General features: G+C 59.2%; 16 protein-coding genes. 4 read left to right on the forward strand and 12 right to left on the reverse strand.

Annotated elements, in window-relative coordinates:
• Positions 1-529, forward strand: a 529-nt coding sequence (locus NZ960_02670) for a hypothetical protein (protein ID MCS7176519.1), incomplete at its 5' end; no start/stop codon positions are given.
• Positions 530-610: 81 nt separating this feature from the next.
• On the opposite strand, the gene NZ960_02675 is transcribed toward NZ960_02670, so the two are convergent.
• The 5 genes from NZ960_02675 to NZ960_02695 form a co-directional block, all read right to left on the reverse strand.
• Entirely contained in the window at positions 611-1,219 is a 609-nt protein-coding gene (locus NZ960_02675; protein MCS7176520.1) for a MarR family winged helix-turn-helix transcriptional regulator, read from the reverse strand.
• 237 nt (positions 1,220-1,456) lie between these two features.
• Entirely contained in the window at positions 1,457-1,963 is a 507-nt protein-coding gene (locus tag NZ960_02680) for a cytochrome P460 family protein (GenBank protein MCS7176521.1), read from the reverse strand.
• 258 nt (positions 1,964-2,221) lie between these two features.
• Complete coding sequence (locus NZ960_02685; GenBank protein MCS7176522.1) at positions 2,222-3,253, reverse strand: hypothetical protein; 1,032 nt, start codon at positions 3,251-3,253, stop codon at positions 2,222-2,224.
• A 41-nt stretch (positions 3,254-3,294) separates the two neighbouring features.
• Positions 3,295-4,368 (reverse strand): Signal peptidase-like protein, encoded by a 1,074-nt coding sequence (locus tag NZ960_02690; GenBank protein MCS7176523.1) that lies wholly within the window; start codon positions 4,366-4,368, stop codon positions 3,295-3,297.
• On the reverse strand, positions 4,346-5,530 hold the full coding sequence (locus NZ960_02695) for an AAA family ATPase (GenBank protein ID MCS7176524.1): 1,185 nt from the start codon (positions 5,528-5,530) through the stop codon (positions 4,346-4,348). Before NZ960_02695 ends, NZ960_02690 begins: the two co-directional genes overlap by 23 nt.
• Before the next feature lie 121 nt (positions 5,531-5,651).
• On the opposite strand from NZ960_02695, the gene NZ960_02700 reads away from it, so the two are divergent.
• From NZ960_02700 to NZ960_02710, 3 genes are read left to right on the forward strand one after another with little or no spacing between them, the layout of a single operon-like run.
• Positions 5,652-7,130 (forward strand): amino acid permease, encoded by a 1,479-nt coding sequence (locus tag NZ960_02700; GenBank protein ID MCS7176525.1) that lies wholly within the window; start codon positions 5,652-5,654, stop codon positions 7,128-7,130.
• Positions 7,114-7,857: a pyridoxine 5'-phosphate synthase gene (locus NZ960_02705; protein ID MCS7176526.1), complete on the forward strand. Its 744-nt coding sequence runs from the start codon at positions 7,114-7,116 to the stop codon at positions 7,855-7,857. Before NZ960_02700 ends, NZ960_02705 begins: the two co-directional genes overlap by 17 nt.
• Complete coding sequence (locus NZ960_02710; protein MCS7176527.1) at positions 7,857-8,564, forward strand: 16S rRNA (uracil(1498)-N(3))-methyltransferase; 708 nt, start codon at positions 7,857-7,859, stop codon at positions 8,562-8,564. Before NZ960_02705 ends, NZ960_02710 begins: the two co-directional genes overlap by 1 nt.
• Positions 8,565-8,582: 18 nt before the next feature.
• On the opposite strand, the gene NZ960_02715 is transcribed toward NZ960_02710, so the two are convergent.
• The 7 genes from NZ960_02715 to NZ960_02745 form a co-directional block, all read right to left on the reverse strand.
• Positions 8,583-9,287 (reverse strand): hypothetical protein, encoded by a 705-nt coding sequence (locus NZ960_02715; protein ID MCS7176528.1) that lies wholly within the window; start codon positions 9,285-9,287, stop codon positions 8,583-8,585.
• 249 nt (positions 9,288-9,536) lie between these two features.
• Positions 9,537-9,734: a hypothetical protein gene (locus NZ960_02720; GenBank protein ID MCS7176529.1), complete on the reverse strand. Its 198-nt coding sequence runs from the start codon at positions 9,732-9,734 to the stop codon at positions 9,537-9,539.
• Positions 9,735-10,150: 416 nt separating this feature from the next.
• Positions 10,151-10,906 carry a hypothetical protein gene (locus NZ960_02725; GenBank protein MCS7176530.1) on the reverse strand — a complete coding sequence of 252 codons (756 nt, stop codon included), beginning with the start codon at positions 10,904-10,906 and terminating at the stop codon, positions 10,151-10,153.
• Between the two features lie 85 nt (positions 10,907-10,991).
• Positions 10,992-12,146 carry a glycosyltransferase family 4 protein gene (locus NZ960_02730; protein MCS7176531.1) on the reverse strand — a complete coding sequence of 385 codons (1,155 nt, stop codon included), beginning with the start codon at positions 12,144-12,146 and terminating at the stop codon, positions 10,992-10,994.
• A 136-nt stretch (positions 12,147-12,282) separates the two neighbouring features.
• Positions 12,283-13,269 carry a YpdA family putative bacillithiol disulfide reductase gene (locus tag NZ960_02735; protein ID MCS7176532.1) on the reverse strand — a complete coding sequence of 329 codons (987 nt, stop codon included), beginning with the start codon at positions 13,267-13,269 and terminating at the stop codon, positions 12,283-12,285.
• Complete coding sequence (locus tag NZ960_02740; GenBank protein ID MCS7176533.1) at positions 13,269-16,175, reverse strand: glycoside hydrolase; 2,907 nt, start codon at positions 16,173-16,175, stop codon at positions 13,269-13,271. The genes NZ960_02735 and NZ960_02740 overlap by 1 nt, the downstream gene beginning before the upstream one ends.
• A complete protein-coding gene (locus tag NZ960_02745) occupies positions 16,156-16,752 on the reverse strand; it encodes an adenylate kinase (protein MCS7176534.1) in 597 nt (198 codons plus the stop codon). Before NZ960_02745 ends, NZ960_02740 begins: the two co-directional genes overlap by 20 nt.
• Between the last annotated feature and the right edge of the window lie 70 nt (positions 16,753-16,822).

Raw genomic sequence — 16,822 nt, forward strand, 5'->3', positions numbered from 1 at the left:
TGTACCGGTGCCGGCGCTGTTACGGGTGTGGAGTGATCCGACTACGGAGGGGTTAGCGCAGGCGGCGTACGTGTACGAGAGTCGTGGGGCGGGGGTGATGGACTCGATAGCAGGGGTTGGGACGGCGGCATTGGGATGGAATGTGGCGTACTACGGGATTGAGTGGCGGCACTGGGGGCAGGTGGACAGGGTGTTGCGGGCGACGATAGATTTCCTGCGGCGCAATGGAGGTGGGGTAGTGGAGCAGGAGGTGCAGGGGCCGGAGGTGCCGGTCAGTGGTGGTGGGTTGTGGATGCGAGTGAGGCCGACGGTTGCGGAGGAGGGGGTATGGGTGGAGTATGGAGGAGGGCATGGTGGGGTGGTAGTAGAGGTGTATGATGGACTCGGTCGGCGGGTGTGGAGTGGGGCAGGAGGGGAGAAGGAGGGGCAGGTGTGGGTAAGGACAGCGGAGTTGGGCGGTGGGGTGTATATGGTAGTGGTACGGGATGGGCGAGAGGTGAAGGTAGAGCAGGTGCGGGTAGTGAGGTAGGAGTGAGGGAGAGCGTCACCGGCGCAGTCCCGAAAGGACTGCCGCCGGTTTCTGTTTTAGGAGGAGGGTAGGACGGGAGGCTTAATTCACGCGCTCTTCCTCTCGCGGTTCGTGATCGGGGCAGAGAATCCGAAGGTCCGGGATATCCAGTGGTATCTCCAGGAAGCTACAGAAGTAAGCTGGTTGCCGTTCTCGGTGTTCGGTGGATAGCCTTCGGAGGAAGCGGCAAGTCAGACACGTCCGGGCGCTCCGGAGGACTCCCTCTGCATAGGCGGCAGCGATTGTTTGGAGCAATAGGTGGAGGAGTTGCACCTCCTGGTTAGCGGAGAGGTGTGAGAGGACTTTCTCAAAGCGCCGGACCTGGCGCTGCCACAGCCGGTGGGCAGTGGCCCTACCTTTCGCTGTCAGCACAACGGCGACAGCACGGCGATCATCTTCACGCTGTAGTTTCTGCAGCAGTCCCTTGCGCTGGAGGGATGTCACGGAGTCGCTAATAGTTGGCTGTGTCAAGTCTAATTCCTCTGCTAGCTCCGTGACGCTATAGAGCCGGCCTGGCTGTAGGTAGCATTGCAGTAGGATTTGGGCTTGCGTTATGCTGATGTCTTCACCTAGGGCATCAGCTAAGAGCACGCTGCGGAGGACCCGTCCGAGGCGTTCTAAAGCAGCAATCACTTTTGAGCCAAGTGTCATCACGGGGCTATGCTGTGACTACCGCACGCAAAGTTATGCGGACGGCAGCAGCAAACTACAAGACGAGCACGAAATTTCCGTTATTGCAACAACTCACAACCACAAAGCGCCAGCCTGCGCCTAGCACCACTCTCAGCAGCCGTACTACTCGCCCCTACGCGCAGCTGCAGAGCCGCATGCACTCCCATATCACGGCTTAGTCCCTTTGGAGCTTAGTCTCTTCCGCGGCTTAGGTCTCTACGGTCGCCACTGGCTAAAGACGTAGTCTCGGTGAGCTTGGCCAGCGTGGCAGTTATGGCAGGCGGTCTTCATGTCGGTAACAATCTGCCGTTTGGGATCTCCTTCAGCAAAGGCTGCATAACCCCAGCCTCCGGTTTCGCGGAAGCGCTTAGAGTTCTTGACCATGACAGCTAAGACCTTTCGCTTGCCTTCCGTTGTGGCATTGTCAGCGGTTGGAGCTTCCAAGAGATCGAAGACCAGAATAGAGCCGTCAGGGAACCTCGTCGCTCCTTTCTGCAAAGCTTCGGCAGCCTTTGGATTAGCGTAGATGTGGTGGATCCCACCGAAGTCGTTATAGAGCGGATGGCCAGGGTGGAGGAGAGCGGTTTTGATGTGCGTCCACGAGCGGTACCCCTGTGGATACGGAATGGTGTTTGCGGGATTCTGCTGGGCAACTGCGAGTACTAAGACAGTACCTACTCCGCACACCGCTGCTAGAATCCCGAGCTTTGAGCAGCGTAGCATCTTGGATCCCGGTTGGATGTTGGACATACCTACATGCGCGTAGTTACATCGGACTCCGATGTATTGGAATCCGATGCAAATATATAGGTCCCGCCTTCTTCCTCAGCCCGAAAGCCTCAACCCAAAAAAAAAGCCCCCACCTCTCTAGCCCCCTTTCCTGTGCCTTCTCAACGCGTGAGTACTTATGGGATTTCGGGTAGGCTGCTCTGCACTTGCTTAGAGTGATTCGGGAAGCTCCGGACCTACTACGAGAGCAGCCTAGCGATGAGGCTGTGGCGCGGCAGTCGGCTCTTCAAGCCAGTCAGCAATGAAGATGTTGAACTCGCCGGGGTAGCGGGCGTTACGGTTAGAGCAGAAAATGAGCTTCTTGCCATCTCGGGTGAACATCGGGAAGCTATCGAAGGAAGCCCCGTAGGTAATGCGGCGCAAACCCGTGCCATCGGTGTTGATGATGTACAGGCTGAAACTGCGTCGAGTCGGGTCGTGGAGATTCGAGCTAAAGATAATCCGCTTGCCGTCTGGGTGGAAGAAAGGGGCGAAGTTCGCGGCGCCGTTGTTGGTAACCTGACGGACGTTCCTTCCATCAGCATCCATGACGAAGATTTCCGTTTGGTGCGGACGCACCACCTGTCGGCGTAGTAAGCGGCGGTACTCTTCCAGTTCAGCGCCTGTAGGGTGGTAAGCACGGTAGACGATCTGGCGTCCATCCCAGCTATAGAAGGCTCCTCCGTCGTAGCCAGGGGTAAAGGTTAAGCGCCGAAGGTCGCTCCCATCCAAATTGCAGGAGTAAAGCTCTAAGTCGCCGTCACGGGCGGAAGTGAAGACAATCCGGTCCCCTTTTGGGGAAACGGTAGCTTCTGCGTCGTAGCCATCGGTGGAAGTTAGGCGTTGTAGGATGCGACCCGTGGAGGTGTCCACGATGACAATGTCGTATGAGGCATACACCGGCCAAACGTAGCCGAGCTCTCGTGAGGGAGGTGGAGGGCAAGCTGTGTCGTTCAGATGGGTCGTAGCGTAGAGTAGGCGTCCATCAGGCAGGAAGTACGCACACGTAGTACGCCCGTGGCCAGGGGAGACTTGCTTCCGGCGCTGTCCAGTGGTGTCCATCAGGAAGATTTGATCGCAGGGGTTATTGAAAGGGCTTGCTTGGAAGCAGATCATGTCCTCGGCGAATGAGAAGTAGGCCTCCGCATGCTTGCCTCCGGTGGTGAGCTGCCGAATGTTGCGGAGGTGGATTTCCCTTGGGTCGCGCAGTGAGTCGGGATCAACAGCAAGGAGGAATATGCTCATGGTAGGGCAGAGTATTGCCACGAATGCTATGAATCGTGCGGTCATGCGAGCTCTTCTTCGGGAGGGAGACTCTCTCCTTCAGAGGGCGAAGAAGGTTCGGGGGCAGTTGATAGCTCTACCTTCCCCTGCCGCCAGAGGTCGGTAATCTGGGCTAGGGAGAGGGTGAGAAAGGTTCCTGTTTCGATGAGTTGCAGCTGGAGCTGCTCTCGGAAGATGTCCAGTTTGACGATCTTTGCTGGTCCGGCTTCTGTGTGGACGGTGGCGTTCAGCGGAGGATAGTGCTGGAGCGCCTCGCGGTAGAAGGAGAGCTCGTAGAGGAGACAGCACTTGAGGCGTCCGCATAGGCCGCTGAGGCGCGGCAGGTTGAAGGGGAGCAACTGAGTACGGACAGCCGTTAATGGGACGGGTCGGCATTCTCGGAGGAACGTAGAACAGCAGAGTTCGCGGCCGCAGGGTCCAAGCCCCCCGAGACGGCGTGTCTCCTCACGTGGTTGGATTTGGCGTAGCTCTATGCGAGTACGGAAACGCTGCGTGAGTAGACGGACATACTTGCGGAAGTCCACACGTTCAGGGGCTGTGAAGTAGAGAGTCAATCGGCGGCGGTCCCACTGCCATTCAGCGTCCGTCAGCTTCATTTGCTCCAGTTCCGGCAGCGTTCGTGCTAAGCGACGGGCTTCCTGGAGAATTTGCAGTTCCTCTTGGCGGTTCCGCTCGTACTGTGCCTGGTCGGTTTCCGTAGCCTTCCGCAGGATGCTGTTGGTCGGTTCAGCGTTGGCGTAGAAGAGGCGTTGCTTCCGCAGGGCAAGGTTACCGAGAGCACTGACGTATCCGGCATCAGTCCCTGTCGGAACTGTTACGAGGACGAGCTCTCTGAGTTGGAGGCGGAGCTGGCGGGGGTTTGCACACAGTAGCTTGCGGTGGCCTTTGAACTCTACCTCCACTACTGGCGATGGTTGATCGGGTTCTGCACGCAATGGTGGCTGCGTGGGGCTTTGGTGCGTACAGGTAGAGCAGGCACTCTGGCGCTCCCAAAGCTCGGGGGCTATGGCGTCGGCAGCCGTTGAGGTGGGCTGGGATGGAGTGATCAGCACGTCATGCAGCGGCAGGAACGACATCGGTGGCTCCTTGGGAGAAGGATGGATCAGCAAGAGCGCGGCAACGTAGAAGAGTTGTGAGCACCAGGAGCGGTACGTTCACATGGCGGTAGAGGAGGCGGATTCCCTCGTCGATGGTGCTTACCATCGCGGGGAGGTTTGCCTCAGGAAAGCGTCGGAGGAAAGCAGAGAGGGTTTCGTGCTGGTCGGCGTTGACCAGTAGCGAAGGATTGCCGGATTGGGAAAGCACGAGAGCATCGCGGAGCCAGACGAGAAGGAGTCCTAGGATGAGTTCGGCACGCATGCGGTCAGCGGAGGAGAAGAGCTGCTCGATGTGGTGTAGGAGCTCGCGTCGGAAGCGATTAGGCCTCAAGGCTATGCGCAGGAGTCCAACTGCATGGTGCCGAAGGGTTTGAATGTCGTGCTCTGCGAAGAGCCGGGCCCTTGTGTAGCTTCCTTGAGCGAACGCTGCTGCCAAGCTGGCTTCTGCAGCAGAGAGGCCGTGTCGCTGCTGGAGGGCTGTTGTGAGTTCTTCGTCCGACAGAGGGGGGCAGAAGAGCTGTTGACAGCGGGAGAGAATTGTCATCGGCAGTGAGTTGCGGCGGGAGGTGGTGAGGATGAAGACGGTGTTATCGTGAGGTTCTTCGAGGGTTTTCAGGCATGCATTAGCGGCTTCTGCTGTCATGCGGTCAGCCTCGCTGATGATGACGACACGGCGCTGGCCACGGCGCGAGGGCGTCATCGAGAGTGTCCGCTGGAGGTCGCGAATAGCGGCGATGTGGATCTGCAGGGCATTCGGTAGCGTGATATCGTGGTAAGGGTCCTCTGCCTTGCGACGGAGCTCCTCGCGGAGGAGTGCAATCTGGTCGTCACTGAGTCCGAGGAGGGGGGAGCCATCGGTCCGGGTCTTCGGTGGGGGCAAGGCGAAGATGAGGCGTATTGCGGGATGTTCTAAGCGAGCAGCTTGGCGACAGTCCTGGCATACGTCACAGGCCTCTATGCCTTCGGCAGAGCGGTGGGGAGATTGGCAATTGAGCAGCTTGGCGAACTCCAAGGCAAGAGCGTCTTTTCCCACCCCTTCTGGGCCCCAGAAGCAGTAAGCCGGTGCCACGCGCCCTTGGAGTATGGCTCGCTGTAGGAATCCCTTGAGGGCATGTTGGCCGATGATAGAGGACCAGGCCATCCGGGGACCGCTTGCTGGGATGCAAAACTACGCTGCGCCTCCCAGCCATCGTGCAATGAGGAGAGCGGGCGCGGCGTCTTTTGCGGGCGCGGCGGGTGTGTCTTACTCCGGGATAGAGCCGATGAATCGCCAGGAACCAGTATTTCGGCGGGAACTTCGCCTATTCGACGCCACGATGCTCGTGGTGGGGTCTATGATTGGCTCGGGGATCTTCATCGTTACCGCCGATATTGCTCGGACCGTAGGAGCTCCTGGCTACGTTCTGCTGGTGTGGATTCTAACGGGCGTGCTGACGCTCATGGCAGCACTCTCCTATGGGGAGCTCGCGGCCCTTTTCCCTCGGGCCGGCGGACAGTACGTGTATCTGCAACAGGCCTACTCACCGCTTGTCGGCTTCCTCTACGGTTGGGCTCTGTTTCTGGTCATTCAGACGGGGTCTATCGCAGCCGTTGCTGTAGCATTTGCGAAGTTTACTGCCGTGTTAGTTCCGTGGTTCTCTGAAAGCAACGTCCTCCTCCACGTTGCCGGAATCCAGGTCAATGCTGGGCAGCTACTGGCGATAGCCAGCATTTGGCTGCTGACCGCAATCAACCTCCGAGGAGTCCGGCTGGGCAAGCTCGTGCAGGACACGTTCACAGTTACGAAGACGGCAGCGCTCTTCGGGCTTATCCTGCTGGGGTTGAGCATAGGGCTCAATGCGGAGAGCATTCAGCAGAACTGGGCAGTGCTGTGGGACGCACAGCGGGTCGTTCCCGGCGGTGAAGGAACCCAGGCCGTTCCTCTGGCTGGGGTCGCGCTGGCATCCGCGCTTGGAGCGGCGATGGTGGGTTCGCTCTTCGCTGCTGATGCCTGGAACAACATCACCTTTGCGGCGGCCGAAGTGGTGGAACCGCAGCGGACAGTCCCTCGCAGTATGGCTTTGGGGGTCGTCATCGTGACTCTGCTCTACGTTTTGGCGAACGTCGCATACATGAGCGTGCTACCAGTACGGGGGGTACCGGACGGGACGAGCGTCTGGGAGCGCGGTATCCAATTTGCAGCGAACGACCGTGTAGGGACAGCGGTAGCGGAAGCAATCTTCGGTCCCTGGGGAGCCGTGGTGATGGCCCTCCTCATCATGGTCTCCACCTTCGGATGCAACAACGGGCTGATTCTGTCGGGTGCACGGGTCTACTATGCAATGGCCCAGGATGGGCTCTTCTTCCGTTCGGCAGGCCGACTGAATCGGTTCGCGGTGCCTGGAGTGGCTTTAGTGCTGCAGGCGGTCTGGGCAAGCGTGTTGTGCCTCTCGGGGCGGTATGGAGACCTGTTGGACTACATCGTGTTCGCGGTATTGCTCTTCTACGTCGCGACTATTGCGGGCATCATCGTCCTGCGGCATAAGCTACCGGAGGCTGAGCGACCGTATAAGGCCCCAGGCTACCCAGTCGTGCCGCTCTTGTACATTCTAGGTGCTGCGGCGATTGCTCTGGACTTGCTACTTGTCAAGCCTCGGTATACGGTCGCAGGGCTCGTACTGGTAATGAGCGGTGTTCCGGTGTACTTCTTCTGGCGGTGGTGGCAACGACGTCATGGAGGGGAGAATGGAGCTGAGCGTTAACGTGGACCATGTGGCAACGGTGCGTGAGGCCCGCGGAGGGGTGCGTCCTGATCCCGTGATGGCTGCGATGCTGGCGGAATTGGCTGGAGCTGCTGGGATTGTGTGTCATCTGCGGGAAGATCGGCGCCACATCAACGATCGGGACGTTCGGCTGCTTCGCGAGGTGGTCAAGACACGGCTCAACCTGGAGATGGCGGCAACGGAGGAGATGATCAGTATTGCCTGCGAGGTGCTGCCGGATCTCGTCACTCTGGTGCCGGAGCGACGCCAGGAGCGGACGACTGAAGGTGGACTCAATGTTGTCGAGCAGCAGCACTACCTCCAGACGGTGATTGAACGGCTGCACGAGGCGGAAATCCAGGTGAGTCTGTTCGTGGAGCCAGTGCTGGAACAGATAGAAGCCGCTGCCGAGGTCGGAGCAGACATTGTCGAGCTGCACACGGGGCACTATGCGGCAGCGACCAATCCACAGGCTGCACAACGGGAGCTCCAGCGCTTGCTGAATGCTGCGGAGTTCGCTCAGCGGCTGGGGTTGCATGTTGCTGCTGGTCATGGCTTGGACTACGACAACATCATTCCCATCTGTCGCATTCCAGCGATTCAAGATGTGAGCATTGGGCATGCGATTGTGGCTCGCTCCATCTTCGTGGGCTTTGAACAGGCCGTTCGCCAGATGGTGGAGCTCATTCGCTACGGTCGTCTGCTGCCCCCTCTGAAGCTGCGCTGATGGAGTGCCTGTACGTGCCTGCCTTAGAGGTTGGGCAGGCGTTCGTCGAGCTTACCGATCCAGACGAACTCCGCCACGTGAGAGCCCTACGGCTCCGCCAAGGAGAGCGGGTAGCACTCACGAACGGACGTGGCTGCCTCGTTGTGGGGGAACTGCTCCAGTACTCCAAAGCCCCACCTCGAGCGCTCTTCAGGGTCGTTGAGCTTCTGGAACCGCCGGAATTCCCAGTGCGATTAGGACTGGCAATTGGTCTCCTCCATGACCGCGAACGGCTGGAATTCGCTGTAGAGAAGGCGGTGGAGCTCGGGGTACAGGAGATCGTTCTCCTGCGGACATGCTATGCACAGCCGTGTGAGGTGCGTCTGGAGCGTCTTCGAGCGAAGGTGCTTGCTGCAGTCAAGCAAGCGCATCGGGCCTGGATGCCCAGTATTCGGGGCCCTATGGGATTGGTCGAGTGCTGTGATAGCGTGCTCCCGGCCTACAGGCAATCGATTGTAGCGGAGGTGTCTGGAAGGGAACCAGCTCCTTTGAGGAACTCCCCGACGTTGGTCCTCGTGGGTCCCGAAGGCGGGTGGTCGGCAGAGGAACTGCAGATACTTCAACAGGCGAGGGCAGCACTGTGGTCTCTGGGCCAACAGCGTCTGCGTGCAGAGACAGCCGCCGTAGTCGCTCTTGGCCTCGTAAGATTCCTCCTACGCCAGAGCTGAGGGTCTTACTGATGGCCTCTACGCGCCCTTGCGTGGCAGTTTCTCGACATCCTTTCGGAGACCTTCTCCAAGCTCTTCTCCGGCTCGTTGGGCAGCCTGTGCTAAGATGCGCCGAATCTCCTCAGCCTCTAGCGACAGGAGTCGTCTGGCGTTGAGAATGCTAGCTACCGTTGCTACCCCTGGAACGAAAGCTGCCGCAGTCGTACGCTGCAAGGGGATGGAGGTGTGTTCGGAGTCTTCCCAGACGATCCGTGCGGTTTCCCGGTGGATGATGCGGGAACGGACTCTGACCTGTGCGCTGACCCCAAAGCTGGAGCTTGTCAGTGTGAATTCCTCCAAGATGGTCTCTACCAAGAAGGCAGGTTCGTCCTCTCGGGAGCGTACCGGTCGGAGCCGAAGATAGTCTTCGGCGGCCTTCTGGAAGCCGCGGCCGGCTGCCAGGGCCAACTCCTCTGGGACAATTGCTTGCTGGAGCTTCTGGTACGCTGCAGCCTCGGTCAAGAACTCCCCAGCAGTGCGGGCAATTTCCAGCATCCACTTAGCTTCTCGCGGTTGGGCTGTGTCCTCAGGTAGGGGGGCAATCCAGACTTCGGTGCCAAAGGCCTTTGGCGAGACCCGAGCCTGGAAGAGAGCTGTGCTTCCAATGATGGGATACTGGGCCAGTCGGTTCGTGTGGCATCCGACGAGGAGAGTAGCTATTACGCCGATGAGGAAAACGTACATGGGAGTCGCGGAAGTAGCTGAAACTTGCACGAAACTACGAGATTTTGGGGTACGAGTTCCATCAGCCTGGGATTACCAACCCTTCATGTTTGCGTGCTGGAATGGACGATACTCGGCCTCTACCTCGAGGAGGAGCTGTAGCCAGCGTTGGCGGATGATTTCGGGGCTGAAATTGCTCTCGAATTGGGAGCGAGCTGCCCAAGTGTGGACTTGCTGGAGGTTCAGACGAACTTCACTATGTGAGGGCTCCTACGGCTTCGCCGAGGAGAGCGGATAGCGCTGACGAATGGACACGGCTGTCTCGTTGTGGGTAACTGCTCCAGTACTCCGAAGCCCTGCTTCGGGCGCTCTTCGGGGGCGTTGGGCTTCTGGAACCGCCGGAATTCCCAGTGCGATTAGGACTGGCAATTGGTCTCCTCCATGAGCGCGAACGACTGGAATTGCCATAGAGAAAGGCAGTCGAGCTTGGAACACAGGAGATTGTCCTCCTGCGGACGTACTACACACAGCCATATGAGGTGTGTCTGGATTGTTCCGAGCGAAGGTCGTTGCCGCGCTGAAGCAAGCATGCCGGGCCTAGATGCACAGTATTCGGGGCCCTATGGGGTTAGCTGAATGCTGTAGTAGTGTGTTCCCAGCTTATGGGCGGCGGGTTCTAGCGGAGGTATCTAGGGGAGAGCTGACTCTTTTCGAAGGCTCTCCGACGTTGGTCTTCGTAGGTCCCGAAGGAGGGGGGTCGGTAGAGGAGTTGCGGATACTTCGCCATGTAGGAGCAGCGCTGTAGTCTTCGGGGCAACGCGTCTACATGCAGAGATGGCTACCGTAGTCGCTCTCGGGCTTGTGAGAACTTTTACTGATGGCCTCTACGCGCCCTTACGTGGCAGCTTCTCAACATCCTTTCGGAGTTTTTCCCCAAGCTTTTGCCCGGCTTGTTGAGCAGCCTGTGCCAAGATATGCCGGATCTCCTCAGGCTGGAGTGACAGGAGTAGCTCAGCAGGGAGGACACCTGAACCGGGACCTCTTGCTGTTACATGCTGCAAGGGGGCTGAGGCGCGTTCGAAGTTTTCCCAGACAATCCGTGTGGTTCTCCGGTGGATGATTCGGGAACGGACTTGGACCTGGGCACGGACTCCGGCGTTGCAGCTTTCCAGCGTGAATTCCTCCAAGATAGTCTCCACCAAGAAGGCGGGCTCGTCCTCCTGAGAGCGCACCGGTCGGAGTCGAAGGTAGTCTTCGGCGGCCTTCTGGAAGCTGCGGCCAGCTGCCAGGGCCAACTCTTCAGGGACAATTGCTGGCCGAAGTCTGTGAGCGACTGCACTCTCAATGAAGGGGGTCGTAACCATGCTAAGAATTTCCACAGCGGCGACAACAGTTTCAACGGTTTCATTCACCCGCTCAATCCAGTCGTCCTGGCGCGGACGGGTCGTGTCCTCGTCCTTAGGCTGGGACTTAGCGAGCAGGGAATCGTCGTCGCAGATATCAACGTCGAGGGAGGCCTTCGGCGGGACTTGAGTGTTGAATAGAGCTGTGCTCCCGAGGATGGGGTACTGAGCCAGTCGATTCGTCGTATTGCATCCGGTGAGGAAGATGACTGTCGCACCGATGAGAAAAGCATACATGGCAAGGTTGGGAAGTACGGGGAACCTCACGAAAATACGGCAGAGTGGCAAGTTTCCGTGCTGCTTATCCCTTGGTGCTCTTGTGCTAGAGCCGACGATACTTGGCCTCTACCTCAAGGAGAAGCTGTAGCCAGCGTTGGCGGATGATTTCGGGGCTGAAATTGCTCTCAAATTGGGAGCGAGCTGCACGGGCATGGGCTTGCCAGAGACCGGGTTGGTGCCAGTAACGGGCTATGGCTGCGGCGACAGCTTCCGGTGATGAGCCGGTGAGGAAGCCGTGAACACCAGAACAGACGACGTCAGGAATGGAGCCCCGTGGGGTGCTAATGACGGCACAGCCAGCGTTGAGAGCCTCAATGATGCTGATAGGTTGGGCTTCTAGGGGATGGTCTGTCGGGAGCACCATGAGATGGTGTGTAAGGTAGAGCTCCCGTAGCATAGCTGAATTGCTGACGAGCCCATGGTGATGGACTCTCTCCTGCAGTCCGAGTGTGCGGACACGCTCTGCAAACGAAGCGGCATCAGCTGGGGAGCTCCAGCCACCTACATACGTTGCTTGGCACGGAATGCCAGCGGCTTGGAGGAGTGCAATAGCCTCCAGCAGGCGCCAGCCGCCTTTCTCCGGCATCATGTGTCCGACGAAGAGGAGCCGTAGGGGTGAGGAAGGGAGCTGCGCTAGCTTCTGCTCTACCTCTTCCCGTGAACAGAGCAGGGCGCGAGCAATGAGGTTGGGGATGATGGCAATCCGGTCTTGGGGTACGATCCCCTGCAGGAGCCTACCGAGGTTTGGCCCTGCGACGACGAAGAAGCGTATCCGCCGTGCGAGCCAGCGGAGAGTCTGCCGTCCCACGGGGGAGTTCGTGAGCGTTTGTAGGGAATTGTGGGTCCATACTACCACGGGGCATCGGGGCGGGATAGCCCACGCGAAGGCAGCGCAGTCCCGAAGGTGACCCAGCCAGTTGCCAGAGAGAATGGCATAGAGGATGGGGGAAGGGTGGCGGGTCGTGAAGCTGCGAAGGGTGGAAAGGTAGCGGAGCATCTCCCTGACACGCTTCATGCGGAGTTGTCCGGGCGGGATGATGCGGCCTTCGGGCGGTCGGGCTGTGGAGTTCAGGCAGGTGAATGTGATGTCGGGAGCCAGTAGCTCTACCAGCTCCTGGGTAGCGATACTCTGGCCGTCACGTGGGGGTGGGAAGCGTCCACAGCAGAGCCAGTGGTGAGAACTGGGATAGGATGCCATCGAGTTTGGATGCTAGGATGGGAGCAGTGCGTATTTTTGCAGTCGAGCTGAGCGCTGCTCTCTCCCCTGAGCGGCGCGCCAGATGCTCGAGCCTGGGGGTCCCCCAACGCCGCCGGGCTCTTTTTTTATTCGGAGCTTACCGGTTGGGGACATGCCGCTGTAGGATATCGGCGATGATGGGGACAGCATGGGCACGTCCGTTCTCGATGAAGACATTCCACGTCTCGCAACCACAAACAACGGAACCGGCTACATAGAGTCCAGGCACGGAGGTCTCAAAGGTCTCTGGGTTGTAGACCGGCACCAGCGAGGGGTGCTGGAGTTCAATCCCCATGGATTCCAGGAACGAAGCGTTGGGACGGTATCCTGTGTGGGCAATCACGAAGTCTACCTCTAGTGCGAAGCGTTGCTCGGTGTCTAGGTTTCGCAGCCAGAGGCGCTTGGGCTCAATTGCCTCCACGACAGTCTGGAAGTAGGCACGAATCTCCCCCCGGCGGATACGGTTCTCTATGTCTGGCTTAAGCCAGTACTTCACGGACTCTCCAATCCATGCTCTCCGGTGGATGAGGAAGACGGTAGCCCCGTGCCGGTAGAGGTCCAAGGCCGTCTCCACTGCGGAATTCCGTCCGCCGATGACAGCGACGCGGGTGTGCACATAGCCGTATGGCTCTGTGTAGTAGTGCGTCACATGCGGAAGCTCCTCCCCAGGCACCTCTAGGAGGTTTGGCTGGTCAAAGTATCCCGTGGCTACGATGACTATGCGGCTGCGCAGAGTTTCACCATGGGCAGTGCGTACAGAGAAGAGCCCACCATCGCGCTCCACACTCACCACGGGCGTGTAGAGCCGGATGGGCAACCGGAAGTACTCAGCAACTCGGCGGTAGTATTGGAGTGCTTCTACCCGTGTCGGACGGGGGTGGGCTGTCGGAAAGGGGATGCCTCCGAGTTCCAGGTTCTCCGCAGTGGAGAAGAAGACCATATTGGTCGGAAAGCGACGGATGGAGTCCACGAGGGCCCCTTTCTCCAAGATGAGGAAGCGAAGACCAGCCCGCTGGGCTTCAATTCCACACGACAGACCCGTTGGACCGGCCCCGATGATGACTGTATCCCAGAGCTCCTCCATCAACGTGCGATGAGCAGCGGGGCAGTCCGACCATCCCACAGCCGGAGCAAGTAGAGGCCTGTGGGCAGGTGGCGAACATCGCAGCGGAGCCGTACTGTACCAGCGTCAGCTACCACCGGCTCGGCAGGGAGCCAATACACTTGCCCTAGAACATTGACGACCTGAACCGGCCTCGCTAACCTTGGCGGAGCCGGGGTCGAAAGCTCTATCCACACCTCTTCAGCCGCTGGCTGCGGGAAGAGTAGCACTGAAGGTGTCGCAGTGACTGGCTCCGTGATGGCGTCGGGCTCGGCTGCGTCTAAGCGGACGTTGTCGATGTACCAGCCATCATTGTTCCGGAACGGGTTGGAGCGCAGCCGGAAGCGGATGTAGAGCGTATCGCCGATGAAGCGCCGTAGATCACGGTGCTCGGAGACCCACTGGCTGTTCCCCACACTGTCTCGGAAGCCAGGCGAGCGTCGGATGTCAATTGCTTGTACAACATACCACGTCCGTCCGAAATCAGGGGAGACCTCTGTCACGGCTGTATCGCCTACTTCTACCAAGGCAATCGTCTCGTAGCTGAGTGTTGGAGTGGCTGCTGAAACGAGCACAGGGGCAAGCACTACCCAGGTGTTAGAGCGGTGAGGGTAGTTGCCTACGGGGGAGTCCGTTAGGGAGTTCGGGGGTGAAGCGGAGGCCCGGGTCGTCAACCCCCAGGCACCGTTGGTGAACATCGCGGGGGTTGTGGCGCTATCATCGAAGGTGGCATACAGCTGCCGCAATGGAGCTCCTGCATACGCCAGTACTGTGTCGGATGGCTGGCTCAATGTTAGCTGACCACCTCGCAGACCCACGGCACGTAGGAAGAGCTGGTAGAAGCGACCCGTGGGGAGCCTTACCACGTGGGACGTCAGCGCCCCTGCTTGCACTCGGGGAGGCTCCAAACTGTCGATTGAGACACCTGTTGCGGCATCGTAGATGTAGAGCCGTGCGAAGTCGTAGAAGTCTGAGCTGTCAACGTGGTAAGCGGGATTGCGCCATGAGAGGAGGACTCCGTCCTCATGCGGACGAGCAACGATGTCTGTCGGGGGAAGGGGCTCCCTTGCGCCACCAACGAAGCCAGAAATGGTAACGGGTTCGCTCTCTAAGCTGTCAGGGGTGACCGCAACGAGCGTGTAGCTGAACGGATCACCGTCAGGAAGCCCAGATTCAGTGTACTCCTGCTGCCCCTTGGGAACGGTTGCCACAAGAGTAGAGCCCCGGAAGACACGGATGACGAAGTTCCCTAAAGGCTCGCCCAGGAGGTTCTCCGTTGGATCGCGCCACCGTAGGCGGACAGAGCCAGCGGCAGGGAAAGTAGCTCGGAGGCTATCTGGGGGGCGTGGGGCTGAGCTGACAAGTGCAACGTAGGCATCCAGGGTGCTGAAAGAGCCGCGTGGTGCATTGGGCATCCAGAAGCAGGGGTAGATGCGCCCGCCGTATGCAGTGATGGCGGTATAGTCGCCCCAGTAGTAGTTGCCCGGCCCCTGGAAGGAGACATCCTCGGGGCCGTCGATGTAGAACGTCCAGGGGGTGAGTCGTATGTGGCGCCAGCTTTGGGCATCGCGCGAGATGGCCAGATACGCGTCCACCCCTTTGTTCTGCGGATCGTGCTGCGAGCTGTAGTAGAGCACGGCAATCATGCCTGTCACGGGATCTACGCAGATGGCGGGGAAGAAGACATCGTTATTGAGCGCGTTGTTGTCAATCCGCTGCGAGGGCGACCAGATCGTGCCGCCATTGGTGGAGTACGTTAGGTAGATGCCCGTCCGGCCGAGGTCGTCCCGGCCAGCTTGCACCAAGTAGATCCAACCGCGGCGGGGACCTGTGGAGAGGTCCACAGCAATAGCGGGGTAGGAGCTGACACGGATGTTCTGCTTGTCAGGCAGGACTTGCCGGCCACTTGCGGAATTGATAGTGCCCAGCAACACAACAGACTGTGCTAGTACAGGGGAAGGTCGCCATGTACGGCCTCCATCGGTGGAGATTTGGAAGAGGGCATTCTCCCGATTGCCAAGGCGCTGCCGCCAGGCGACGTAGACCTGTCCTTGGGGACCGACAGCTAAGATCGGAGCTTGAGTGTCTCCGCCGCTACCTGGAAGCAGAACGGGAACACTCCAGCTCTGTCCACGGTCTGTGCTACGTGCGACGTAAATGCCCGGTGTACCTCCGAAGCGCCGCCATGCGACGTAGATGGAGTTGCGGTACGGAGAAGTGCTGATAGTGTCTACCACCATCAAGCACTTGTCGTCGAAGGGGACGTTCTGCCCCTGGTTGAGCGTAACGGGGGAGAGCTCCGTCCAACTCTGACCAGTGTTAGTGGAGAGAGCAACGAAGACCCCGTTGGTGCCACTCGGCTCATCGCTGAGGAGCTGTACCATGATGTGACTGTAGTACGCGTTCCCGTCGGAATCAAAGCAGAGGCCTGGGTCGGCGATTGCCGCACCGGTGTTGGTGGGTACGAAGAAGTTCTGGGGAGTCAAAGCAGCACTCCATGTCCGGCCTCCGTCTGTGCTGCGGTAGGAGACCATGCGGTAGTTGCCGCCGTAGTTGTAGCGTGAATCGTTGGCACCCGCCAGTAGGAGGCGCGGGTTCTGGGGGTGGAGGGTGATCCAGGTCTCGCTCTGGTCTAAGGGGTATGGGGAAATGTTGACTAGCGGTATCCCTGTAGGGCCATGGAGCAGGTGGGGGCCTTCATGGGGTTTCGTGAGGTCCTCGAGACGATAATCCTGCGGATTAACTCGCCGGATAGCCCCCCAGCGGATAGGCTGGGTCTCCATACCAGCTTGGAGGTACAGCGGGAGCTGCCGGGCATCCTGTTGCCCCCAGAGTGTGGCGGCAGCCAAGATAATCACAGCGCACAGGCTACTGAGACGGCGGTACATTGTCGACGGAGATGCTTTGGAGGAGTTGGACAATTCGCTGGTGGACTGTCTCGATGTCTGCATTCCCATCCACGCTCCGCAGCTTGCCCTGCTGGGCATAGTAGTCCAGCACGGGTTGTGTCTGTTCGGCGTAGACCTGGAGTCGCTGCCGGATGACGGCTTCGGAGTCATCCAGACGACCGCGTAGCAGGAGACGACGGATGATTTCTTCCTCTGCTACCACGATGTTGACGACTGCATCCACAGTCCTCCCTTGGCGTTGGAGGAGCGCATCGAGCGCCTGCGCCTGCGGAAGGGTCCGAGGGAAGCCATCCAAGATGCAGTTCTGGAAGTAAGGTGGTGAGGAAAGGAACTGCTCTACGATGGCTGTCACTACCTCGTCGGGCACCAGCAATCCGTTCTCTACGTAGTATCGAACCTTCTCTCCGAGCTCAGAGTTTTGGCGGATGGCACGTCGGAAAGCTTCGCCAGTCGAGAGATGGGGTAGACCGTATCGCTCTGCCAATAGCTGGGCTTGTGTTCCTTTGCCGACGCCTGGTGCACCGAAGAGCACAATGACCATGCTACGTATCAGCACCTTTGCCGTCTACGGGTCTACCGCTGAGGGGGCCCGTGCCAGCAGCAAAAATACAAAAGCCCTTCGGGGC

Source organism: Candidatus Kapaibacterium sp. (genome assembly GCA_025059875.1).
Classification (GTDB): Bacteria; Bacteroidota; Ignavibacteria; order Kapaibacteriales; family HRBIN21; genus HRBIN21.

Excerpts from the sequence above, each read along its gene's own strand:
- NZ960_02700 (MCS7176525.1), top strand. The coding sequence starts at position 5,652 with ATGAATCGCCAGGAACCAGTATTTCGGCGGGAACTTCGCCTATTCGAC.
- NZ960_02720 (MCS7176529.1), bottom strand. The coding sequence starts at position 9,734 with ATGGCAATTCCAGTCGTTCGCGCTCATGGAGGAGACCAATTGCCAGTC.
- NZ960_02680 (MCS7176521.1), bottom strand. The coding sequence starts at position 1,963 with ATGCTACGCTGCTCAAAGCTCGGGATTCTAGCAGCGGTGTGCGGAGTA.
- NZ960_02715 (MCS7176528.1), bottom strand. The coding sequence starts at position 9,287 with ATGTACGTTTTCCTCATCGGCGTAATAGCTACTCTCCTCGTCGGATGC.
- NZ960_02675 (MCS7176520.1), bottom strand. The coding sequence starts at position 1,219 with ATGACACTTGGCTCAAAAGTGATTGCTGCTTTAGAACGCCTCGGACGG.
- NZ960_02695 (MCS7176524.1), bottom strand. The coding sequence starts at position 5,530 with ATGGCCTGGTCCTCTATCATCGGCCAACATGCCCTCAAGGGATTCCTA.
- NZ960_02740 (MCS7176533.1), bottom strand. The coding sequence starts at position 16,175 with ATGTACCGCCGTCTCAGTAGCCTGTGCGCTGTGATTATCTTGGCTGCC.
- NZ960_02705 (MCS7176526.1), top strand. The coding sequence starts at position 7,114 with ATGGAGCTGAGCGTTAACGTGGACCATGTGGCAACGGTGCGTGAGGCC.
- NZ960_02710 (MCS7176527.1), top strand. The coding sequence starts at position 7,857 with ATGGAGTGCCTGTACGTGCCTGCCTTAGAGGTTGGGCAGGCGTTCGTC.
- NZ960_02730 (MCS7176531.1), bottom strand. The coding sequence starts at position 12,146 with ATGGCATCCTATCCCAGTTCTCACCACTGGCTCTGCTGTGGACGCTTC.
- NZ960_02685 (MCS7176522.1), bottom strand. The coding sequence starts at position 3,253 with ATGAGCATATTCCTCCTTGCTGTTGATCCCGACTCACTGCGCGACCCA.
- NZ960_02690 (MCS7176523.1), bottom strand. The coding sequence starts at position 4,368 with ATGTCGTTCCTGCCGCTGCATGACGTGCTGATCACTCCATCCCAGCCC.
- NZ960_02725 (MCS7176530.1), bottom strand. The coding sequence starts at position 10,906 with ATGTATGCTTTTCTCATCGGTGCGACAGTCATCTTCCTCACCGGATGC.
- NZ960_02735 (MCS7176532.1), bottom strand. The coding sequence starts at position 13,269 with ATGGAGGAGCTCTGGGATACAGTCATCATCGGGGCCGGTCCAACGGGT.